The sequence below is a fragment of the Streptosporangium sp. NPDC000509 genome (genome assembly GCF_042898365.1).
Lineage (GTDB): Bacteria > Actinomycetota > Actinomycetes > Streptosporangiales > Streptosporangiaceae > Streptosporangium.
On the sequence record NZ_JBIAYX010000025.1, the window covers coordinates 19,295 to 40,879 of the forward strand.

The following is a 21,585-nucleotide window of genomic DNA, read 5'->3' on the forward strand; positions in this document are numbered from 1 at the left end:
ACCGGAGACCGGAGACCGGAGACCGGAGACCGGAGACCGGAGACCGGAGACCGGAGACCGGAGACCGGAGACCGGAGACCGGAGACCGGAGACCGGCGGGCGAAGGCTCTGATGATTCTCTGATCTGCGCTGTCTAGCTTCGTGATGGGCGGCATGCCGACCGTACGACGGCATGCCGCCTCAGGGGGCGGAAAGCCACCGCAGGGACCCGCGAGGGTCCGGGAAACGCCCCCGGAAGAACCCCGGCGAAGATCCCGGAGAGATCCGGAATCGCGAAGACGCCGCGGTGACCCGCGTGAGACCAGAGGAGCCGAGCATGAGTGTTCCCGCCGAGCCGCCGTTCCCGTACCCCCTTCTCGAAGCGCTGCGGAACTCGCCCGGCGCCCCGGCCTTCGAGCAGGGGGACAGGATCGTCTCGCGAGGTGAGCTACTGGAGATCATCCGGCGGCTGGCGGGGGCGATGCTCGATGCCGGGCTGGGCCCGGGCAAGGCCGTCGCCGTCAGCACGGGCGTCACCCCCGAGGCGTTCGCCTCCCACATCGCCGCCTACACCCTGGGCTGCCGGGTGGTGGGAGTCCGGCCCGGCTACCCGGCGGCCCAGCTCGCCCATGTGCTCGGGATGGGAGTCGACGCCCTCCTCGTCGACCGGTCCACCGTGACGCCGGATCTGCTCGGGGCCGCAGGACCCCTCAGGCTGCTCTCGCTCGGGCCGTGCCCCGAGCCGGGCGGCCGTTCCGTCCTCGCGGCGATCGACCTGCTCGCCGACACCGGTGCCGACGAGAAGCGACCCCTCGTCGCCGCGGCGCATCCGGACGACGTGGCCGCCCTGAGCTTCACCAGCGGCAGCACCGGCCGCCCCAAAGGCTGCGCGATCACCTACCGCGCGCTCGGCGAGCACTGGTCGTGGCAGCCCCGCGTGTGGTCCCCGCTCACGAACGAGCTCGCGGGAGCCTTCGAGCGCTACCTGCTGTTCGGCACCATTTCCAGCATGGTGGTCCTGGACTTCCTGGGGCTGTGCCTGCTGGGCGGGGGCACCGCGGTGATCCCCGAGGACGACGGCAAGCCCCTGTTCCCGTACGCGATCGAACGCCACCGGATCACCGGCTCCATCGTGACCGTGCCCCGGCTGTACCAGATGCTCGACCTGCTCAGGGACGAACCGGTCGACGTCGGCTCCCTGCGCGCGCTGATGGTGGCCGGATCACCGATCGGCCCCGGGCGGCTGGCGGAGGCGGTGGACCGGCTCGGGCCCGTGGTCTACCAGGGGTACGGGCAGACCGAGGTGGGCTTGATCTCGGTGCTCACTCCCGCGGACATCGCCGCGTTCCCGGCCTACGCCCTGCCCTCGGTCGGCCGACCGTACTCGGGTGTCGAGATCAGCGTGCGCGACGAGGAAGACCGCGAGATGGCCGCGGGGCGCACCGGTGAGATCTACGTGCGCACTCCGTACCTGATGTCGGGGTACTGGGAGGATCCGAAGGAGACCGGTGACACCCTGCGGGACGGCTGGGTGCGCACCCGGGACCTCGGCAACCTGGACGAGAAGGGTTTCCTGCACCTCGTCGGCCGTACCCGCGACGTGATCCTGGTCAACGCGATGGTGGTGTACGCGGGGCCCATCGAGCGGGTGCTGGCCGGCCACCCCGACGTCGCCGAGGCGTACGTGGCCGGGGCCCCGGACGAGGTGACGGGAGAGGCGGTCCACGCGTTCATCGTGCCGGCCGAGGGCCGGGTCCCCGACTGCGACGCGCTGGCCGCGCTGGTGGGTGACGAACTCGGCGAGAACAGCGTCCCCTGGACGATCACGACGCTGTCCTCCGTCCCGGTCGCCGCGAGCGGCAAGCCCGACAAGCGCGCGCTGCTGGACCTGCTCGACCGGCGGGCTCTCTGATCCTTCTCTGAGAATTGCCCGCCAACACTGATGGCGTCCGTTCGACCAGATCGCTGTGACGGAGGTTGTACGTGCCGGACAATGCCCTGGACTACGTGGTGATCGGTGCAGGACCCGCGGGGCTGCAGCTGGGATACCTTCTCGCCAAGGCGGGACGGAACTATCTGATCCTGGAGGCGGGCCCCACGCCGGGCACGTTCTTCCAGACCTTCCCGCGCCACCGCCAGCTCATCTCGATCAACAAGAAGTACACCGGTTCCGACGATCCCGAGCTTAACCTCCGGATGGACTGGAACTCGCTGCTGTCGGACGACCCCGGCCTGCTGTTCACCCGCTACAGCGACCGCTACTTCCCGCACGCCGACGACATGGTCCGCTATCTCGCCGACTTCGCCGCCGCCTGCGACCTGCGCGTCACCTACGACGCCCGCGTCACCCAGGTCACCCGCGCCTCCGGCAACGGCCACTTCCTGGTGACCGACGAGCGCGGCCGGACCTACGAGGCCAGACGGCTGGTCGTCGCGACCGGGGTCAGCCGGTCCAACATCCCGCCGATACCGGGCATCGAGACGGCCGAACCCTACGGCACCGTCTCCACCGACCCGTCCGAATACATAAACCAGCGGGTGCTCGTCATCGGCAAGGGCAACTCGGCGTTCGAGACGGCCGACAGCCTGGTCGAGACGGCCGCAGTGATCCACGTCTCCGGGCCGAACTCCGTCCGGATGGCGTGGCGCACCCACTTCGTCGGGAACCTGCGCGCGGTCAACAACAACTTCCTCGACACCTACCAGCTCAAGTCCCAGAACGCGCTGCTGGACGGTGACGTCAAGCGGATCGAGCGCCAGGCCGACGGCTCGTACCTGGTGACGGTGAGCTTCGTCCGCGCCGACGAGGTCACCAAGGACATCCCGTACGACAGGGTCATCGTCTGCACCGGCTTCCGGATCGACGCCTCGATCTTCTCCGACGAGTGCCGCCCGGACCTGATGATCAACGACAGGTTTCCCGCGCTCACCCCCTCCTACGAGTCGGTCAACGTGCCCGGCCTCTACTTCGCGGGGACCCTGACGCAGTCCCGCGACTTCAAGCGCGGCACCAGCGGGTTCATCCACGGCTTCCGGTACGGCACCCGGGCACTGCACCGCGTCCTGGAGAACAGGTACCACGATGCCCCGTGGCCCGGCCGTGAGCTCCCGGCCGAACCGGAGGCGCTCGCGGAGGCGGTGCTCGAACGGGTCAACCGCAGTTCGGCGCTGTGGCAGCAGTTCGGGCTGCTGGGCGACGTCATCGTCCTCGACGGCCAGGGCGGGGCGCGCTACATGGAGGAGCTGCCGGTCGACCTGGAGGGTCCGCCGATCGGCGACGGCGGCCACTTCACGATCACCTTGGAGTACGGGCCCGAGCACGACAAGGTCGATCCGTTCGACATCGGGGTGGGCCGGATCCGGCAGAACGACGCCGAGCGCGCCGCCGAGGGGCACTATCTGCACCCGGTCGTGCGCCACCACAGGGCCGGCGCGCCGCCCGCCGTCCACCATGTCACCGAGAACCTGGAGAACGAGTGGACCTCCCGGGAGGTCCATGTCGAACCGCTCCGCGCGTTCTTCGCCCGCCAGACCGCCTCGGTACCGGCGTGACGGACGTGAGGACGCCGGACATGGTCCCGCACCTGATGCACCTGATGGGCGTGGGGAGGACGGACATGGCGGGTGATCCATTCCCGCACGTGCCGGACGTGGTCCCGCACGCGGCGGACGCGAGGGCGCCGGACGTGGCGGATGAGCGCCTCCCGCCCCTGGCGGACGGGAGCACACGGTCGACTGTGACCCCGACGACCCCGGCGGACCCGTGGACCCCGCGCGAGTTCGAGGCCGCGGCCCGTGCGCGCCTCGCCCCCGAGCACTACGACTACTTCGCGGGCGGCGCGGGGGACGAGGTCACCGTACGGGCGAACGAGGCCGCGTTCGACAGGCTCTCCCTGGTGCCTCGGGTGCTGCGCGGCGCGGGGAGGCCCGGGACCGACATCACCCTGCCCGGCGGCCGGGCGGCGATGCCCGTGCTGGTGGCGCCGACCGCGTTCCACCGGCTCGCCGACCCCGAGGGTGAGCGGGCCACCGCGCGGGCGGCGGCCCGCGCCGGGACGATCATGATCGTGAGCATGGCCTCCACCGTCGCCGTCGGAGAGGTGGCCGCGGCGGCGCCGGAGGCCACCCTGTGGTTCCAGCTCTACGTCCAGCCGGACATGGCCTTCACCGAGACGCTCGTGCGGCGCGCCGAGGCGGCCGGGTGCCGGGCGCTGGTCGTCACGGTGGACTCACCGGCCCGTGGCCTGCGGGACCGGGAGCGGCAGCACGGCTTCCACGACCTGCCGGAGGGGATGGCCTGCGAGAACCTGCGCGACGGCGGGCGGGTACGGCCGATCGTCATGTCGCCGGAGATCTCCTGGGAGCACATCGACCGGCTCAGGGAGATGACGGCGCTCCCGATCGTCCTCAAAGGGGTCGCGCACCCCGCCGACGCGCGCCTCGCGCTCGACCACGGGGTCTCGGGGCTGATGGTGTCCAACCACGGCGGCCGCCAGCTCGACACGGTCCCGGCCGCCGTCGACCTGCTGCCGGAGATCGTGGCCGCCGTCGGCGGGACCGTCCCGGTGCTGATGGACGGAGGCGTACGGCGCGGCACCGACGTGCTGAAGGCGATGGCGCTGGGCGCCGGCGCGGTCGCGGTCGGCCGTCCGGTGATCTGGGGTCTGGCCGCGGACGGCGAGCGCGGCGTGACCCGCGTGCTCGACCTGCTCCGCTCGGAGGTCGAGCACGCGCTCACCCTGTGCGGCTGCGCGTCGGTCCACGACCTCGATCCGGGCATGGTGCGACGGTCATGCCGGTGACCGCGCCGGTCAGGGCGGCGGTGATCGCGGCCGGTGCCGTCGCCGTGCTGAGCCTGCCCCGATGGCTCCCGGCCAAGGTGGTGGCGTTGCGGACGCGGGTCTTCGCCCGGATCAACGGGGAGGAGGGGATCACCGTCCCCGGGGACCTGGTCGGCGTCGAGAGGTTCAGGGAGATCTACTCCCACCCGGCCGCGAACGGCCGCAGCAGGGGGGCCGCGCTGTCGGACCTGTTCTGGTACTGGCTCTCGCCCGGCGCCGAGCTGCACCAGGAACACCTTGAGGAGGGAGAGCGCTACGACGCGGTCGCCCGTGCCACGCGCGGCTTCCTCTCCGTGCCGCGCGTGGCGGCCGAGGAGCTCACCCGACGCTGCGTCGCCCGGACGCTGCGAGACGCGGGCGGACTGGTCCGGCTGCGCGACCTGATGATGCCGGTCTGGGCGGAGTTCTACTACGAACTCGTCTTCGGTGAGCCGTGCCCGCCGACGGCGCGCGACCTGATCGTGGCCAACGCGGACGACGTCGTCACCGCGCTCAAGTGCTGCGGGCTGCGGCACATGGACCGGCGCGACCGGCTGACCCGGTATCTCACCGGCCTGCTTCCCCGGGTGCGAGACCGGCTCCCCGCGGGGCTGTCGGCCAGGGAGCAGGCCCTCTATCTGCAGGGGACCTTCTTCAACACCGCGGTCGTCCAGATGTCGGAGGCGACGGCCCACCTGCTGATGGTCCTCGCCCAGCACCCGGAGATCCAGGCCGAGGTGCTCGCGGGCGACGATCGCCACCTCGACCGCGTCATCTCCGAGACGCTGCGGCGCTACCCGCTCTTCGGCGTCGCCCACCGTGTCACCACCGGCGACATCTCCCTCGACGAGCGCACGACGATCCCGACCGGCTCGGTACTGTGCTTCGACTATCCCGCCTTCCACCGCGAGGGCTTCTCCGATCCCGATCGTTTCGACCCCGGCCGTTTCGCCACGGACCGCTCGCACGCGAACTACTCGCACCTGGACCGCTCAGGTCAGGCCCCTCCGGAACCGGACCGTCCGGGCCGAGGCGGCCGGCCGGACCGCTCAGAGCGAGGCGTTCAGCCGGACCGCTCGGGGCGGGGCGACCGGCCGGGCCACTCAGACGGGAGCGGCCCCGCCCCGGACCGCCCGGTCCCCGGCTGTCCCGTCTCGGGCCGTGCCCGCCCGGACCGGCCCGCGGTCCGGGAGCTCAACCACATCCCGTTCGGCATCGCCGCGAACCGTCCCTGCCCCGCCTGGCGGCTGGCGCCGATCACCATGCGGGTCGCGGTGCGGGAGGTCCTGCGCGCGTACGCCCTCGACACCTCCGCCTCCCACACCCGCTCGATGCCCAACCGGGGACCGTGCCTGCTCGTTCCGAGGGGCGCCCGAAGGGGGGCGGCCCATCGGGCGACGCTGGTGTTCGTGCGGTTCCGCGACCGCTGGGAGGACGTCTGGCGCAGCCTGGTGCAACTCGTCCTCGGCACCTACATGGTCTGGGACGCGCGCGAGCAACGGCTGTGTGAGCGCCACTTCGCGGAGGCCGACCGCCTGGCCGCCGCAGAAAGCAGATGATCACCCGGACCACGAGCGGAGAAACGGTATGCCCACCCTGGCACAGGTCACCGCCGGTGACCCGAACCTCGAACTGATCCTCAAGGTCCTGCCCGCGCTGGTCGTCATCCTGCTGGCCGCGGCGATATGCGGCCGGCTGGCGCTCATGATGATGCAGCCGCGCGTCCTCGGCGAGATGGTCGCCGGCGTCCTCCTCGGCCCGACGCTGTTCGGCCAGTTGTTCCCCGAGGCGCAGGCGGCCGTGTTCCCCGCCGAGGTCAGACCGGTCCTGTACGTGTTGAGCACCATCGGGCTGACGCTGTACATGTTCCTGGTGGGGGCCGGGCTCGGGCACGGCGCGGAGGAGCCCGGTCAGGGCCGCCGGGCGGCGACGCTGGCGCTCGCCGGCATCGTCCCCGCCCTCGTCCTCGGCTCCTGCGTCGGCCTGCTCCTGTGGGAGATGCTCTCGCGCCCCGACGTCAGCCGGTGGGAGTTCGCCCTGTTCGTCGGGGGAGCGCTCTCGCTGACCGCGTTCCCCATGCTGGCCAGGATCCTGTACGAGCGAGGGCTGGAGAACTCCCCCCTCGGAAGGCTCACCCTGGTGGCGGCCTCCATCGACGACGCCCTCGCCTGGTGCATCCTCGCCGTGCTGTCGGCGATGCACCTCAACGCGGGGACCGGCGACGCGCTGCGCACCATCGCCCTGGCGGCGCTGTTCGCGGTGGTGATGCTGAAGGTGGTCGCGCCGCTGCTGCGGCCCCTGGGCGAGAGCGTCGCGCGGACCGGAAGAATCGGCCCCGGCGCGATGTACGTCGTCGTCATCGTCCCTCTCACCGCGGGCTGGCTCACCGACTGGATCGGGGTCTACGCGGTCTTCGGCGGTTTCATCGCCGGGCTGGCGATGCCCCGCGACCCGGCGTTCCGCCAGGCGCTGCACGGCCGCATGATGGACGTCGTCTCGACGCTGCTACTGCCGGTCTTCTTCGCCTTCTCCGGGCTGAACACCCATCTCGACGGCATCGCCGGCGGTCCCATGCTCCTGGCGTTCGCCGCGATCCTCGCCGCGGGTTTCTGCGGGAAGTACTTCGGCTGCTCGTTGTCGATGAGGGCACTGGGATTCGGCTGGCGCGAGTCCTACGCGGTGGGGGCGCTCATGAACGCGCGAGGGCTGATGATCCTCATTTTCATCAACATCGGCCTGGCACAGGGCATGATCACCGAGGAGCTCTTCGCCATTCTCGTGCTGGTGGCCATCGTCACCACCGCGGGAGCCATGCCGCTGTACAAACTGGCACTGCCGGAGCGCCACGAACGCGCCCACGGATCCGTGCCCGCCGACCGTGATCCGCGCTCCTCGGAGGAACAGGTCGAGAAATCTCTTTCCTCGTGACCGTCCGAATAGCTCAGATGCGTTGAATGCCCCGAATGCATGATAAATATCGCTTTGTGATCATCTGAACACGCTGCGGGCATTGTCATGTAAGTTTCAACAATTTCAGGAAAACTGGCAATTCGGTGGGAGGAATGTCTACGGTTGCTTCGTGGCTGCGACATCGGCGATATCCAGCCCGTCCGCTGGCCGGTTGCTCCTCGTCGAGGACGACCGCGAGCTCGGGTCCATGCTGTTCGGATTGTTCACCGAGCAGGGATACAGGGTCGACCTGGCCCTGGAGGGACAGCGCGGCCTGCACCTGGGCCTGAGCCGCCCCTACGACGTGATGATCGTCGACCGGGGCCTGCCGGCGGTCGACGGCATCGAGTTGCTGACCCGGCTGCGACGGCGGGCCGTCACCGTGCCGGTGCTCGTGCTGAGCGCCTTCGGCACGGTCGCCGACCGGGTCACCGGGCTCGACGCGGGCGCCGAGGACTACTTGGTCAAACCATTCGAGATCGAGGAGCTGCTGGCGAGGGTGCGGGCGCTGCACCGCAGGAACCTCGACCACGCCAGGCTGCTGCCGCTCGGCGCGGGCTGGCTGGACCCCGAGTCCCACGTCGTGGAGCTGCCGACCGGTGGGCAGGTGACGCTGTCGGGGCAGGAGTGCCGGCTGCTGTGCGCACTGGCGACCCGGCCGCGGCAGGTGCACACGCGCGCCTCGCTGCGCCATCGCGTCTTCGACGGCGCCCGGACGGAGTCGATCGTGGACACCTACGTCTACTATCTGCGCGCCAAGCTGGGGGCGGACGTCGTACGCACCGTGCGAGGCGTGGGATACCGCCTGGGCGGGCTGTGAGAAGGCGTCCGCCCCACGAGCCGGAGCGCCACCTGCTGGCCCGGGCCCGCCGCCGGATCACCGCGCAGGTGGCGGGCGCGATCTCCGTGATGCTGGTGCTCGTCGGATGGCTGGCGTACTGCGTCATCGTGAGCGACCAGGAGGACTCCGCGCGGCGTGACCTCACCGTCGCGGCTCAGCGCGCCCCCCTGTCGCAGCCCCCGCCCTGCGTCTGGCTGTTCGAACTGCGGGACGGCGCCGTGCTGAGCTCTCCCGGCGCACCGACGGTGCTGCCGGTGCGCACCGCGCTGCACCGGGTCGCGGCCGGAGGCGAGCCCCAGGTCGCCCAGGTCGAGCTCGCCGGGCAGTCCTATCTCATCCGCACCCAGCGGCGTGGTGACGTGACGGTCCAGGCGGCGATGGACCTTCGCTACCAGGCCGCCGAGCGGCGCCGGTTGCTGCGCACACTCGCCGTCGCCGAGCTCACCGGCCTGCTGGCCGCGTTGATGATCGGTCAGGTCGTCGCCCGAAGGGCGATCGCGCCGCTGGGCGAGGCCCTGGCCCGCCAGCGCCAATTTGCCGCGGACGTCAGCCACGAGCTGCGTACCCCGCTCACCCGCCTGCACGTCCGCGCCCAGATCGTCGCCCGCGGGTTGCGGCGGGAGACCGACCCGCTCCTCGCCGCGGCCGAGGTCGACCAGCTGGTGAACGGCACCCGGCAGCTGGGCGACGTGGTCGAGGACCTGCTGCTGACGGCCCAGTTCGGGCAGCTGCGCAAGCCTTTCGGTCCGGTCGACCTCGCCGCGCTGGCCGAGGAGCTCGTCCTGGCCGAGACGGCCCGTGCCCAGGCGCGCGGCGTGACGATCGAGGTACGGTGCCAGGGGCCGGGCGGCCACGTCGTGCGCGGGGCGCAGTCCGCGCTGCGCAGGGTGATCTCCGCGCTCCTGGACAACGCGCTCACCCACACCCGGGCGGGCGGTCACATCTGGGTGGTCCTCTCCGGCGACCCGGAGACGGTCAGGCTCGACGTCCGCGACGACGGCGCGGGCTTCGACCCCCGCGACGCCGAACGTCTCTTCACCCGGTTCGTCGGCGGGTCCCGCAGCGGGGGCCTGGGTCTCGGTCTCGCCCTCGTCCGAGAGGTGGTGGACGGCCACGGCGGGACCGTCACCGCGGACGGGCACCCGGGAGCCGGGGCGGTGTTCACCGTCCTGCTCCCCGCGGACCCCGTACCGACCGACAAGGAGGTGGGGCTGGGGGGCCCGGGCACGTCGCGCGTGGGCGTGTGATTGGCTGTGACCCCGTGGACATGGCCGAGATGCTGGGACTGTTGGGCGCCGGGACGCTGGCCGGGGTGGTCGGCACGGTGGTGAGCCTGGCGTCGATCGTCTCCTACCCGGCGCTGCTCGCGTTCGGCCTGCCGCCGCTGACCGCGAACGTCACGAACACGGTGGCGCTCACCTTCCACGGCGTGGGTGCGGCGCTCGGTTCGAGACCCGAGCTCGCCGGGCAGGGCGGCAGGGTCCTGCGGCTCGGCGTGATGACCCTGATCGGCGGGGCGGTGGGGTCGGCGCTGCTGCTGATGACCCCTTCCGACACGTTCGAGGCGATCGCGCCGTGGCTGATCGCGGTCGCCTCGCTGCTGCTGGTCCGCCCGCCCAGAGCGGAGGGAGGCTTCGGGGACGAGAACGGATGGACGGCGCGCGCCGCGCTCTTCGTCGTCGCGGTCTACATCGGCTACTTCGGTGCCGCGGGCGGGATCCTCATGTTCGCGGTGCTCTCGGCCGTGCTCGACCAGGCGCCGGTCAGGGTCAACGCGATCAAGTCCGTCGTGTCCTCGCTGGCGAACGCGGTGGCCACGATCGGCTTCGCCCTCTTCGGCCCGGTGCAGTGGTCGGCGGTGGCGCCGCTCGCGCTGGGATTCTTCCTGGGCGGCCTGCTCGGGCCGCCGCTCGCCCGCCGCCTGCCCGGCCGCGCGCTCCGGCTCGGCACCGCCACCTGCGGCCTGATCGTCGCGATCAAACTCGGCCTCGACGCCTACGCGTGAGCCCTTCGTGTGACGGTGACGTGACGTGCCGGTCACCAGGGTGAACCCGGCCGCCGAAGCTCTGGGACGACCCTTGACATCGGGATTCCCTGAGGTCACGCTGTTGCGTATAGCGCTGCCTGTTCCGCCTTACGAAACCGGGGTTTGTTGCGATGATCCCTGCCTGTCCCCTCGCGGCTCTTCCACCGGGTGAGGCCCACCGGCTCGACGTCGACCCGCCGATCGCCGTCTTCCACACCGAGGACGGCGAGATCTACGCCGTGGACGACACCTGCACCCACCAGGACGCCTCCCTGTCCGACGGGTGGCTGGAGGGCTGCGAGATCGAGTGCCCCCTGCACTCGTCGAGTTTCGACCTGAGGACGGGACGGCCGAACTCTCCTCCCGCCAAGCTGCCCCTGCGCACCCACCGGGTGGTGGTCGAGGACGACACCGTCTACGTCATCCCCTCCTCCGAGCCGCCGAACCTGCCGCCCGGCGTCCGCACGAGCACCGCGTAAAAGATCGCGCGAGAACGCGTAGGCCGGGGCGCCGCGTGAGAACGCGAGCACCGCGTAGGCGAGGGTGCCGCCCCGAGGGCCATGCAGAAAAAGCGAGCACCGTGAAGACGCGAGCACCGCGTGAAGAGGAGCGATCGTGACCGCGAGAAGCCTGCCCCCCAGCGTGATCGCCACCCTGCCGGGCGGCTACTACACCGACGAGAACATCTTCGCCTCAGAGCAGGCCCGCGTCTTCGAGACGATGTGGTTCTGCGTCGCCCGCGCGTCCGACCTCGGCAAACCCGGAGCCTTCAGGACCGTCCAGGTGGGCCGCGAGAGCGTCCTCGTCACCCGGGCCAGAGACGGCTCGATCCGGGCCTTCCTCAACGTGTGCCGCCACCGGGGCGCCCGGATACGCACCGAGGAGTCCGGCGAGGTCAAACGGTCCTTCCAGTGCCCGTACCACGCGTGGACCTACGACCTCGACGGCAAGCTGATCGCCGCGCCGAACCTCACCAGGATGCCCGACATCGACCGGGTGGAGTACGGGCTGATCAACGTGCACGTGCGCGAGTGGATCGGGTACGTGTGGGTGTGCCTGGCCGACGAGCCGCCGTCGTTCGAGGCGGACGTGATCGCCGAGGCGACGCACCGGCTGGGCGACGAGAGGTCCATCGAGAACTACGACATCGCCAACCTCCGGGTGGGCCGCAGGATCGTCTACGACGTGAAGGCGAACTGGAAGCTCATCGTCGAGAACTTCATGGAGTGCTACCACTGCGCCACCATCCACCCCGAGCTCACCGAGGTGCTGCCGGAGTTCGCCGACGGGTACGCGGCGCAGTCCTTCGTCGGGCACGGGGCCGAGTTCGGCGAGGAGATCCGGGGGTTCACCGTCGACGGCTCCGAGGGCGTCGACCGCATCCCGGGGATCGGCGAGGACCAGGACCGCCGCTACTACGCGATCACCATCAAACCGCAGGTCTTCGTCAACCTCGTGCCCGACCACGTGATCCTGCACCGGATGTTCCCGCTGGCGGCCGACCGGACGATCGTGGAGTGCGACTGGCTCTTCGTGGGCGACGTCGTGGACTCGGGCAGGGACCTGGGCCCGTCCGTCGAGCTCTTCCACCGCGTCAACGTGCAGGACTTCGAGGCCTGCGAGAGGTGCCAGCCCGCGATGAACTCCCGGGCGTACGCTCAAGGTGGGGTCCTGGTGCCCAGCGAGCACCACATCGGGGCCTTCCACGACTGGGTGCTCGACAGACTGGGGACCGGGTCCGGCCAGGGACCGGGCGAGCGCCTATAGTGTGCTGACCCGGCCGGAAGGAGGCGCGAGGATGGCCAAAAAGGCTCCGCGCGACGACGTCAACGAGGACGCCATCGAGGTCGGCCCGCCCAAGGAGTGGGCCGCCGGCATCCCCGGGGTGACCCGGTCACTGCGGGCCGCGAACGCCCAGATGGGCGTCGGCCGCACCCTGCGCACCCTCGCCGTGATCAACCAGAAGGACGGCTTCGACTGCCCCGGCTGCGCCTGGCCCGAGGGCGGGCACCGCAGCCCCGCCGAGTTCTGCGAGAACGGCGCCAAGGCGGTGGCCGAGGAGGCCACCGTCCGCAGGGTCACCCGCGACTTCTTCGCCAGGCACACCGTGGACGACCTGGCCAGGCACACCGACTACTGGCTCGGCCAGCAGGGACGGCTCACCGAGCCGATGCACCGCCCCGAGAACTCCGACCACTACGTGCCGGTGACCTGGGACGACGCGTTCGCCATCGTCGCCCGCGAGCTGCGCGCCCTCGACAGCCCCGACGAGGCGCTCTTCTACACCTCGGGCCGCACCTCGAACGAGGCCGCGTTCGCCTACCAGCTCCTGGTGCGCAGGTTCGGCACCAACAACCTGCCCGACTGCTCCAACATGTGCCACGAGTCCAGCGGCTCGGCGCTCAACGAGACCCTCGGCATCGGCAAGGGCACGGTCTCGCTGGAGGACCTGCACCGGGCCGACCTCGTCTTCGTGGTCGGTCAGAACCCCGGCACCAACCACCCGCGCATGCTGTCGGCGCTGGAGCGGGCCAAGCGCGGCGGCGCCAGGATCATCGCGGTCAACCCGCTGCCCGAGGCCGGGCTGCTCCGCTTCAAGAACCCGCAGCGGGCCTCCGGGCTGGTGGGCAAGGGCACCACGCTGGCCGACCGGTTCCTGCAGATCCGCCTCAACGGCGACCTCGCGCTCTTCCAGGCGATGTCGCTGCTCCTGCTCGAAGCCGAGGACGCCGCCCCCGGCACCGTGGTCGACCGCGACTTCGTCGACACCCACACCCACGGCTTCGACAAGTGGGCCGAGGACCTGCGCTCCCTGGACTGGGCCGAGGTCGAGGAGGCGACCGGGCTGGACCGCCCGGCCGTCGAGGACGCCGTACGGGAGGTGCTCGGCGCGAAGTCGGTCATCGTCTGCTGGGCGATGGGGCTCACCCAGCACAAGAACTCCGTCGCCACCATCAGGGAGGTCGTCAACTTCCTGCTGCTGCGCGGCAACGTGGGCCGTCCGGGAGCGGGCGTGTGCCCGGTCCGGGGCCACTCCAACGTCCAGGGCGACCGCACCATGGGCATCAACGAGAGACCTCCGGCGTGGTTCCTCGACGCCCTGCGCGACGAGTTCGGCTTCGAGCCGCCCCGAGAGCACGGCTTCGACACCGTGGAGGCGATCCGCGCCCTGCGTTCCGAGCAGGCGAAGGTCTTCGTCGCGATGGGCGGCAACTTCGTGGCCGCGACCCCCGACACGGCGGTGACCGAGGAGGCGATGCGCCGGGCCCGGCTCACCGTTCAGGTGTCGACCAAGCTCAACCGCTCCCACGCGGTGTGCGGGCGGGAGGCGCTCATCCTGCCCACCCTGGGACGCACCGAACGCGACGCCGCGCCCGACGGCGGCGCGGGCCGCTTCGTCACGGTCGAAGACTCCATGGGCCTCGTCCACGCCTCGCGGGGCAACCTGCCGCCCGCCTCCGGCGACCTGCTCTCCGAGGTCGACATCGTCTGCCGCCTGGCGAAGGAACTGTTCGGCGCCGACCCGCACGTGCCCTGGGACCGGTTCGCGGCCGACTACAACGTGATCCGCGACCACATCTCCCGGGTGATCCCCGGCTTCGAGGACTTCAACGCCCGCGCCCGCCTCCCGGACGGCTTCGCCCTGCCCAACGCGCCCCGCGACGAGCGCCGCTTCCCGACCGCGACCGGAAAGGCGAACTTCACCGTCAACCCCCTGGAGGTGCTGCGGGTCCCACCGGGGCGGCTGCTGCTGCAGACGGTCCGCAGCCACGACCAGTACAACACCACGATCTACGGCATGGACGACCGCTACCGGGGCATCCGCAACGGCCGCCGGGTCGTCTTCGTCCACGCCGACGACCTCGCCGAGCGGGGCCTGGCCGACGGCGACATGGTGGACCTGGTCAGCGAGTGGCCCGACGGCGAACGCAGGGCCGAGGGCTTCCGCGCCGTCGCCTACCCCACCGCCCGCGGCTGCTGCGCCGCCTACTTCCCCGAGACCAACGTCCTGGTGCCCCTCGACTCGGTCGCGGAGACCTCCAACACCCCCACCTCCAAAAGCGTCGTCATCAGACTCCTCCGCCGCTCCCCGTCCCCGGACGGCTCCTGACACACGACCTCAGCCGATGGTGAGCCTGTCGGCTTTCAGGTGGTTGAGGAAGGTGGTCCATGTGGTGGGGGTGAGGAGGAGTTTGGGGCCGTCGGGGTCTTTGGAGTCGCGTACGGCGATCAGGTTGGAGTGGTTGGCGCTGTCTTCGAGCCTCGCGACCTCGACGCAGTCGCCGCCGTTGTCTCCGGAGAGGCTTGATTTGACCCATGTGGCGTTGCTCAGGTCCATTTTTCCTCTACCGTCCTTTGTATGAGTTCGATGGACATGTTTAGTGGCAGCGCTTCGGTGCGGATGGCCTCGAAACGTTCCACGGCCGCTGCGATATCTTCCTGATCGCTTGTGGTGAGACCTCGAACGGCCGTCTCTGCATACAGTACGTCGTCTCCTCCTTCCAGAGTCGCGATTACGAACCCGCCCATCAAGCCCGAATGCATGCCATGAGGGATCACCTGAACACTCAGTCGTGGATTGATCACTGAAATCAGGTGCTCTAGCTGGCCTTTCATTGTCTTGGGATCACCGATTGGTCGATGAAGAACTCCTTCATCGATTACACATCGGTAGGTCGGAGGTTGTGGGTCCTCGCGGACAAGGATGGCCTGGCGGTGCATGCGAGCCTCTACCGCTGCCCCGTCTCCACGCAGCACTACGCGGGCGTATGCCTCGGTCTGGAGCAGGCCGGGGATCACCAGAGGTTGATAGGTCCGGAGGGTGACCGCGACCTGTTCTTTTTCGTGCCACTTCCCAAACCAGGAAGGGAAGACCTGGCCCTTGCGCCAGTCGAGGAGGCGGGACAGGAGGCCTCCGGTTTCGAGGAGTTCGTCGCAGCGTTCGGCGAAATCCGGGCAGGACGGGATCTGGCCCGTCTCGATCCCGCTGATCAAGGACTCGCTGTAGTGGATCCGCTCGGCGAGCTGGCTCTGGGTGAGGCCCGCGGCCTTGCGGTGGTGGCGCAGCTCTCTGCCCCAGATCGCCTGAGGCGTATAGAGATTGGAGATGATGCCCTCCTTGTCGGAGTTCAACAAAAGGCCGATGAACTCCAGCCAGCAGACTTGGTAACCGTTCGGCTACCAAGAGTAGCCACGTCTCGGCAGGCTGAACATACGAAATCCGAGACGGAGAGAGAAAATCATGGAAGAGGCCCTCAAGGCGAGCGCGGCGCTGACCGAATATCGCTACGCGATGAATCCCGGACTTTCTCCGCTGGGGGAGAAGTGGATACCGCGTGAACCGGCGAGTGTCGCCTCCGCCCGCCGGTTCGTGCGCGATGTCGCCATCGACTGGAAGGCGACCGGAGAAATCCCGGAAATCGCCGAACTCCTCGCCTCGGAACTCGTCACCAACGCGCTGGAGTACGGCTCGTCGGACGTTTCTCCCATGAGTCCCGTCCGCGTCACGGTCGGTAAGGAGAAGGAGTTGCTGACCGTGGACGTCTACGACGCGTGCGTCGCGGTCCCGCGCCTGAGGCGGGCCGACGACCTGGAGGCCTCGGGCCGTGGTCTCGCCATCGTCGAGGACCTCTCCCACAACTGGGGCTGGACCCTCAACCCGTACGGCAAGTCGGTCTGGTTCCAGTTGGCCGCCTGGCCGTAGGGCGGAGGGGAATCATCCGCTTCCGTACGCGTTGCTCGACGGGCTGGCGGAGTTCCCATCGGTCCGCGGGACTACCGTGATGAACCGTCGGTCGCCGATCGGCCGGTCCCGACTGCGATGCCGCCGACGATCAGGTCGGTGAGCGCGGCGACCGCGTCGGTGGCGATGGTTCGTCCCCGGTTCAGCTCCGCGGCGATCGCCTCGGCCGCGCCCAGCGCGCCGACGCAGCGCAGCCGGAGGGCCTCCGGTGTGAGGTCGGAGTACGGCAGCAACGCCGAGGCCATCAGGTTCGTGAAGCTGTCGAACATCTCGCGCTCGATCGCCTCCATCTGTGGGTTTCCCCTCAGCGCGGCGGAGACGGCGTTCCATTCCGGCATGTCGGTGGAGCACACGAAGTACGCGTCGCTCAGGACGCGCGCCGTCTCGCGAAGGGTGGGCTCGGCCTCCCGCAACGCCTGCTCCGACGCGGTCCTGTGGCGTTCGTCGAGCCGCTGGTAGAGCGCGAGCAGCAGGCCGGGGCGGGTGCCGAAGTGGTCGTAGACGATCGGCCTGCTCACTCCGGCGGCTTCGGCGAGGGTGAGCAGGGTGAGGCCGTCGGCGCCCTGGTCGCGCACGATCGTCAGGGCGGTGTCGAGCAGCTGCTCCCGCCTGGCCTGCTTGGACAGGCGGGTCGATACCGGGGCCATCGTCCTCCCTTGCGTTGCTGCCCAGCCTAGGCTACAAAGTGTAGGTTACAAAATGTAGGTTAGCGGAGACGCGAGAGGAGAATGCGATGGAGCACGCGAAATCGGTACTGATCATGGGAGGGTCCGGCCAGACGGGCGCGGGGATCGCGGCCATCCTGCGCCGGTGGTATCCGACGCTGCCGCTCACGATCGCGGGCCGCGATCTGGAGCGCGCACGGCGCGTCGCCGACGACCTCGGCGACGCGACAGCGGTGACCGTCGATCTGCGCCGCGACGACCTCGGCCTTCCCGCAGGCCATGAACACTCGGCGGTCGTCGCGGCACTGTGGGACAGCCACCTGAACGGACTGCGCTACGCCCAGGACCGAGGGCTGCCGTACGTCAGCCTCTCCAGTGGTCTGACGGACATCGCCCCCGAGGTCGTCGCGGGCGGCCGGCGGGCCGGCGCCGCGCCGATCCTGCTGGCCAGCCACTGGTACGCCGGTCTCGTCGTCCTCGCGACACTGGACCTCGCCAGGGAGTTCGGCCGGATCGACACCATCCGGGTCGGCGCCGTGCTGGACGAGCCGGACATCGGCGGGCCCGCGGCGGCGGCGGACATGGAACGCCTGACGGCCGCCACCTCGGCGGGTCTCGTCCGCCGCGACGGTGTCTTCAGCTGGGTCGACGGTCCCGACGCGCGGGTGGAGGTCTCCGGAGCCGACGGCGCCGTCCTGCCCGGCCAGATCATGGCCACCCTCGACGTTCCGAGTCTCGCCCTCGCGACGGGCGCGCCGAACGTCCGCTTCGCGTTCGCGGTCGGCGAGTCCGCAGAGAACAGGCGCCGAGGTGAGCCCGCCTCCAGCGTGGTCGGGATCGATCTCGAAGGAGAGGATCACCGGGGTGCGCCGCTCAGGAGGAGACGCCGTCTCCGCCACCCGGAGGGGCAGCGCGACCTGACCGCGCTCGCCGTCGCCCTCGGTGTCGAACGACTGCTCGGCCTGCGCGGCGAAGCCGTGGCGCCGGGCCTGCACACCCCCGAGGCGTTGATCGACCCCGCCTACGCGGTCGAGCGGATGACGGAGATCGGCGCCACGTTCGCCGAAGTGCCGGGTGATCGATGAACGGCTTCGGCGCGCCCCGCCTTATCGGGGGCCGGGTAACGGGGGAGCCCCTCCACCGGTGCAGGCGGAAGGGCTCCGTGTCAGGGATTGCGGGTCAGGGGGTCAGCCCGGTGGGAAGTTGCCGTTCTTGGCGACGGGCAGGGCGATCTGGCTGGCGCCGCTGAGCACGGCCTTCTCGGCGGGGAGACCGGCGAGGACGGGGTTGATGTGCCGCAGGGTCAGCGAGACCGTGGGCAGGGCGGGGGTGGCGAGGTCGAACTTCTCCAGGTCGATCCACCGGACGATGTTGAGCACTTCGCCCGGGATGTTGTCGCCGGCCTTCTGCACCGGGACGCACAGCTGGCGGGCGTTGAGGATCTGAGCTCCGTGCGTGGGGATGATCGGCGTCAGGACGGGGTTGAGCTGGCGCAGGGACAGCTGCTGGTTCAGCGAGACGTTGGGGGTGATGGCGTAGCACTTGAGGTCGATGTGGCGGACGAACGCCAGGATCTCCGCGGGCGGGACCGCGTTGTTCTTGATGACCGGCACGCACAGCTGCTGCGGGGTGGTCATGGAGATCTGCGTGCGCGGCAGGCCCTGGAACAGCGGGTTGAGGTGGCTGAGCACGAGACCCGTGTTCACGGTGACACCGGAGATCTTGTAGCAGGCCAGGTCGATGAACCTGATGAAGTCGAGCGCGGGCGACGGCGGCGCCTGGTTGTTCTTGGCGACCGGGACGCACAACTGCTCACGCTGGCCGAGGGTGACGGTCTCGGTCGGCAGGTTGCCGAGCACCGGGTTGAGGTGCCGCAGCGTGAGCGTGGTGGGGGGCGGCTGGTACGGGTCGGTCTTGAAGCATTCGAGGTCGAGGAAGGCGGTCAGATCCTTCGGTGTCGGCAGCGCGAGGGCGTTGGCGGACGGCACACAGAGGAATGCCACGGCGAGGGTCGCGACGACGGCGGATACGAGGCGCCGGAGCGTCGTTTTTCTGCGCCCGTGAATTCCGGTTACGGCTCGGTCCATTGAGGCTCCAAAAGCTGGGGGGTGGGCCTTCTCAACGCCGAGTGTGTGCCGCCGTGACCAGACTTTCAATATTAATGACACTTTTTATTGCACGTAAAATTCGGGCCGACGGGCCGAGGGTTTGTCATCGACCATAAAAGCGTTGTGAGCTCGCCGATAATCGAGACGCGGCGGCTTTTTCGAATCTCTGTCAATCCAATGGCCGGGGTTCGCGAGGAACGCGCATGAGGTGGGTTGACCTGGGGGTGGTATCGCGGTATAGCGGCACCCCTGCCAAGGGTCGACGCCTCGTCGGGAAGTCCCGTCTCTTGTCGTGACCCAGCCATCGAATCGCCGAAGTCGAAAGGGGGAGGGGGCGGCCCTTTCCGGGATGCAATCCTTCCTGGCGGAGACGTTCGGGCCGATGCCTGTCCGAACGAACCGAACGTCTCCGTTTCTTTCTTGAACGAAACCGGGATTTACGTCAGGTTCGAACTTCTGGAGTGTGCGTCGGGGCCTTTCCCGCTGCGCAGCCGGATGCGGCAGGGGATTCGCGTCTCGATTCCGGTCGTACAACCACCGCTCTGGATACGTCGGGGAGGGCGGATCATTCGATCTCGGAAAGATAGAGGTCTTCGGTGTTCGAGGGATGGGGCCGCGATCCCCGGTCGGCCTCTGGAGCCTCATGGTCGTCCTCGGCCGGTGGGTGGAGGTGGCGCGTTACGCGGAGCTCACAGGTGCGTGTGCAGCTTTGTTGCAGCTTTCACCGTCGCCATTGACGCCTTTTGACGGCCGACGTTATCGTGCAAGCGATGGGAAAGCGCTTTCCGTATCGACCTGCACGGATTCGACCTGCATGGATTCGCGGGCCCCCTCCCCGGCGACGAAAGTGAGACGAAGATGAGACGAGCAGTCGCGTTGCGACTCCAGGCGGCGCTGGCCGCGGCGGCCACCGTGGCCGCGGTCGGTGTGGTTCTGCCGACGTTCCAGGCGTCGGCGGCGGTCGGCAGCGCCACCGGTTACGCGACCGCCAACGGCGGGACCACCGGCGGCGCGGGCGGGCAGACGGTGCGGGCCACCACGGGGACCGCGATCCACGCGGCACTGTGCGGCCGGGCCAGCAGCAGCACCCCGATCACCATCCAGGTCGAGGGGACCATCAACCACGGCAACACCACCAAGGTGTCGGGCGGGAGCTGCAACACCGCCGCCGGTGTGATCGAGCTCAAGCAGATCAGCAACGTCACGATCATCGGGGTCGGCAACGGTGCCGTCTTCGACCAGTTGGGCATCCACATCCGCGAGTCCCGCAACATCATCATCCAGAACGTCACCATCCGGAACGTGAAGAAGTCGGGCTCGCCCACGTCCAACGGCGGCGACGCCATCGGCATGGAGAGCGGTGTCCGCAACGTCTGGGTCGATCACGTCACCCTGGAGGCCTCAGGCGGGGAGTCGGAGGGCTTCGACGGCCTCTTCGACATGAAGGACGACACCCAGTACGTCACCCTGTCCTACAGCACCCTGCGCAACTCGGGCCGCGGCGGGCTCATCGGCTCCAGCGAGAGCGACCGTTCAAACGGCTTCATCACCTTCCACCACAACCTGTACGAGAACATCGACTCCCGCACCCCTCTGCTGCGTGGCGGCGTGGCCCACATCTACAACAACTCCTACGTGAACCTCCGTGAGTCCGGCATCAACTCCCGGGCCGGGGCCCGCGCGAAGGTGGAGAACAACTACTTCAGGAACTCCAAGGACGTCCTGGGCACCTTCTACACCAGTGAGGCCGGCTACTGGCAGGTCGCGGGCAACATCTTCGACAACGTGACCTGGTCCAGCCGCAGCGGCGACAACAACCCGGCGGGTCCCAACCCGCAGTCCAACACCACCGTCAGCGTCCCGTACTCCTACACCCTCGACGGGGCGAGCTGCGTGCCGAGCATCGTCAGTCAGACGGCGGGCGCCAACAAGGGAATCAAGGTGTCGAATGGCAGCTGCTCACCGCAGACGCCGCCGCCGACCAACAACCCCACTCCCACCCCCACCGTCACGCCGTCGACCCCTCCGTCCGGCGGGACCAACCTGAGCATCGGGGCCGATTCCGACGGCTCCAGCAAGGGCGGTGGGACCAGCTACGGCAACGTGCGCGACGGCAACCTGAGCACCTACTGGTCGCCGTCCGGGTCGACCGGTGACATCTCGATCAAGTGGAGTTCCGCCAAGACGGTCTCCAGAATCGTCATCCGTGAGGCGTCGGGCGCCACGGGCGCCATCGGGTCCTGGCAGGTCGTCAACCCCGCCAACGGCGCCGTGCTGAAGTCCGGCAGCGGGGCGGGCACCATCACCTTCACCGCCACCTCGCTGAGCAAGATCACCTTCAGGATCACCGGCGCGAACGCCACGCCGCAGGTCGCGGAGTTCGAGACCTACGCCGCGTAAAGAACCGCTCGTACCGCCCGCCACCGATGATCCGAGCCGAGGAGCGAGGGCGCA

Annotated in this window: 18 protein-coding genes; 14 read left to right on the forward strand and 4 right to left on the reverse strand. The window is 69.5% G+C overall.

Annotated elements, in window-relative coordinates; translation table 11 throughout:
* The first annotated feature begins 316 nt into the window (after positions 1–316).
* The 11 genes from ACFY3D_RS34665 to ACFY3D_RS34715 all read left to right on the forward strand — a co-directional run bounded on the left by ACFY3D_RS34665 (position 317) and on the right by ACFY3D_RS34715 (position 14,726).
* Positions 317–1,891 (forward strand): class I adenylate-forming enzyme family protein, encoded by a 1,575-nt coding sequence (locus ACFY3D_RS34665; protein ID WP_389987672.1) that lies wholly within the window; start codon positions 317–319, stop codon positions 1,889–1,891.
* A gap of 71 nt (positions 1,892–1,962) precedes the next feature.
* Positions 1,963–3,531: an NAD(P)-binding domain-containing protein gene (locus ACFY3D_RS34670; RefSeq protein ID WP_389987675.1), complete on the forward strand. Its 1,569-nt coding sequence runs from the start codon at positions 1,963–1,965 to the stop codon at positions 3,529–3,531.
* A gap of 65 nt (positions 3,532–3,596) precedes the next feature.
* A complete protein-coding gene (locus ACFY3D_RS34675) occupies positions 3,597–4,781 on the forward strand; it encodes an alpha-hydroxy acid oxidase (protein ID WP_389987678.1) in 1,185 nt (394 codons plus the stop codon).
* On the forward strand, positions 4,772–6,358 hold the full coding sequence (locus ACFY3D_RS34680; RefSeq protein WP_389987681.1) for a cytochrome P450: 1,587 nt from the start codon (positions 4,772–4,774) through the stop codon (positions 6,356–6,358). Before ACFY3D_RS34675 ends, ACFY3D_RS34680 begins: the two co-directional genes overlap by 10 nt.
* 28 nt (positions 6,359–6,386) lie before the next feature.
* Positions 6,387–7,727, forward strand: coding sequence for a cation:proton antiporter (locus ACFY3D_RS34685; RefSeq protein WP_389987684.1), 1,341 nt, complete (start codon positions 6,387–6,389; stop codon positions 7,725–7,727).
* 151 nt (positions 7,728–7,878) lie between these two features.
* Complete coding sequence (locus ACFY3D_RS34690; RefSeq protein WP_389987687.1) at positions 7,879–8,568, forward strand: response regulator transcription factor; 690 nt, start codon at positions 7,879–7,881, stop codon at positions 8,566–8,568.
* Positions 8,565–9,836 carry a sensor histidine kinase gene (locus tag ACFY3D_RS34695; RefSeq protein WP_389987691.1) on the forward strand — a complete coding sequence of 424 codons (1,272 nt, stop codon included), beginning with the start codon at positions 8,565–8,567 and terminating at the stop codon, positions 9,834–9,836. The genes ACFY3D_RS34690 and ACFY3D_RS34695 overlap by 4 nt, the downstream gene beginning before the upstream one ends.
* 20 nt (positions 9,837–9,856) lie before the next feature.
* Complete coding sequence (locus ACFY3D_RS34700; protein WP_389987694.1) at positions 9,857–10,594, forward strand: sulfite exporter TauE/SafE family protein; 738 nt, start codon at positions 9,857–9,859, stop codon at positions 10,592–10,594.
* Positions 10,595–10,746: 152 nt separating this feature from the next.
* Positions 10,747–11,094 (forward strand): bifunctional 3-phenylpropionate/cinnamic acid dioxygenase ferredoxin subunit, encoded by a 348-nt coding sequence (locus ACFY3D_RS34705; protein WP_362768763.1) that lies wholly within the window; start codon positions 10,747–10,749, stop codon positions 11,092–11,094.
* A 136-nt stretch (positions 11,095–11,230) separates the two neighbouring features.
* Positions 11,231–12,382, forward strand: a complete 1,152-nt coding sequence (locus ACFY3D_RS34710; RefSeq protein WP_389987698.1) for an aromatic ring-hydroxylating dioxygenase subunit alpha — start codon at positions 11,231–11,233, stop codon at positions 12,380–12,382.
* Between the two features lie 31 nt (positions 12,383–12,413).
* Entirely contained in the window at positions 12,414–14,726 is a 2,313-nt protein-coding gene (locus ACFY3D_RS34715) for an FdhF/YdeP family oxidoreductase (protein ID WP_389987701.1), read from the forward strand.
* A gap of 9 nt (positions 14,727–14,735) precedes the next feature.
* Here the strand turns inward: ACFY3D_RS34715 and ACFY3D_RS34720 are convergent, their stop codons facing one another.
* Positions 14,736–14,954: a DUF397 domain-containing protein gene (locus tag ACFY3D_RS34720; RefSeq protein WP_389987704.1), complete on the reverse strand. Its 219-nt coding sequence runs from the start codon at positions 14,952–14,954 to the stop codon at positions 14,736–14,738.
* Entirely contained in the window at positions 14,945–15,748 is an 804-nt protein-coding gene (locus ACFY3D_RS34725; protein ID WP_389987707.1) for a helix-turn-helix domain-containing protein, read from the reverse strand. The genes ACFY3D_RS34720 and ACFY3D_RS34725 overlap by 10 nt, the downstream gene beginning before the upstream one ends.
* Positions 15,749–15,857: 109 nt before the next feature.
* Here ACFY3D_RS34725 and ACFY3D_RS34730 point away from each other — a divergent pair, with 109 nt between their 5' ends.
* The gene (locus ACFY3D_RS34730) at positions 15,858–16,319 is read left to right on the forward strand and encodes an ATP-binding protein (RefSeq protein WP_389987710.1); all 462 of its coding nucleotides are present in this window, start codon (positions 15,858–15,860) and stop codon (positions 16,317–16,319) included.
* Between the two features lie 71 nt (positions 16,320–16,390).
* Here the strand turns inward: ACFY3D_RS34730 and ACFY3D_RS34735 are convergent, their stop codons facing one another.
* Positions 16,391–17,005: a TetR/AcrR family transcriptional regulator gene (locus tag ACFY3D_RS34735; protein WP_389987713.1), complete on the reverse strand. Its 615-nt coding sequence runs from the start codon at positions 17,003–17,005 to the stop codon at positions 16,391–16,393.
* An 86-nt stretch (positions 17,006–17,091) separates the two neighbouring features.
* Here ACFY3D_RS34735 and ACFY3D_RS34740 point away from each other — a divergent pair, with 86 nt between their 5' ends.
* Positions 17,092–18,108, forward strand: a complete 1,017-nt coding sequence (locus tag ACFY3D_RS34740; protein WP_389987716.1) for a hypothetical protein — start codon at positions 17,092–17,094, stop codon at positions 18,106–18,108.
* Positions 18,109–18,210: 102 nt separating this feature from the next.
* Here ACFY3D_RS34740 and ACFY3D_RS34745 read toward each other — a convergent pair whose 3' ends face one another.
* Positions 18,211–19,110, reverse strand: a complete 900-nt coding sequence (locus ACFY3D_RS34745; RefSeq protein ID WP_389987719.1) for a hypothetical protein — start codon at positions 19,108–19,110, stop codon at positions 18,211–18,213.
* 879 nt (positions 19,111–19,989) lie between these two features.
* Between ACFY3D_RS34745 and ACFY3D_RS34750 the strand changes: the two genes are divergently transcribed.
* Entirely contained in the window at positions 19,990–21,531 is a 1,542-nt protein-coding gene (locus ACFY3D_RS34750; RefSeq protein ID WP_389987722.1) for a polysaccharide lyase family 1 protein, read from the forward strand.
* The last annotated feature ends 54 nt before the right edge of the window (positions 21,532–21,585 follow it).

Coding starts and splice junctions, on each gene's coding strand:
- ACFY3D_RS34665 (WP_389987672.1), top strand. CDS start 317: ATGAGTGTTCCCGCCGAGCCGCCGTTCCCGTACCCCCTTCTCGAAGCG.
- ACFY3D_RS34675 (WP_389987678.1), top strand. CDS start 3,597: ATGGCGGGTGATCCATTCCCGCACGTGCCGGACGTGGTCCCGCACGCG.
- ACFY3D_RS34680 (WP_389987681.1), top strand. CDS start 4,772: ATGCCGGTGACCGCGCCGGTCAGGGCGGCGGTGATCGCGGCCGGTGCC.
- ACFY3D_RS34685 (WP_389987684.1), top strand. CDS start 6,387: ATGCCCACCCTGGCACAGGTCACCGCCGGTGACCCGAACCTCGAACTG.
- ACFY3D_RS34700 (WP_389987694.1), top strand. CDS start 9,857: ATGGCCGAGATGCTGGGACTGTTGGGCGCCGGGACGCTGGCCGGGGTG.
- ACFY3D_RS34705 (WP_362768763.1), top strand. CDS start 10,747: ATGATCCCTGCCTGTCCCCTCGCGGCTCTTCCACCGGGTGAGGCCCAC.
- ACFY3D_RS34715 (WP_389987701.1), top strand. CDS start 12,414: ATGGCCAAAAAGGCTCCGCGCGACGACGTCAACGAGGACGCCATCGAG.
- ACFY3D_RS34720 (WP_389987704.1), bottom strand. CDS start 14,954: ATGGACCTGAGCAACGCCACATGGGTCAAATCAAGCCTCTCCGGAGAC.
- ACFY3D_RS34730 (WP_389987710.1), top strand. CDS start 15,858: ATGGAAGAGGCCCTCAAGGCGAGCGCGGCGCTGACCGAATATCGCTAC.
- ACFY3D_RS34735 (WP_389987713.1), bottom strand. CDS start 17,005: ATGGCCCCGGTATCGACCCGCCTGTCCAAGCAGGCCAGGCGGGAGCAG.
- ACFY3D_RS34740 (WP_389987716.1), top strand. CDS start 17,092: ATGGAGCACGCGAAATCGGTACTGATCATGGGAGGGTCCGGCCAGACG.
- ACFY3D_RS34745 (WP_389987719.1), bottom strand. CDS start 19,110: ATGGACCGAGCCGTAACCGGAATTCACGGGCGCAGAAAAACGACGCTC.
- ACFY3D_RS34750 (WP_389987722.1), top strand. CDS start 19,990: ATGAGACGAGCAGTCGCGTTGCGACTCCAGGCGGCGCTGGCCGCGGCG.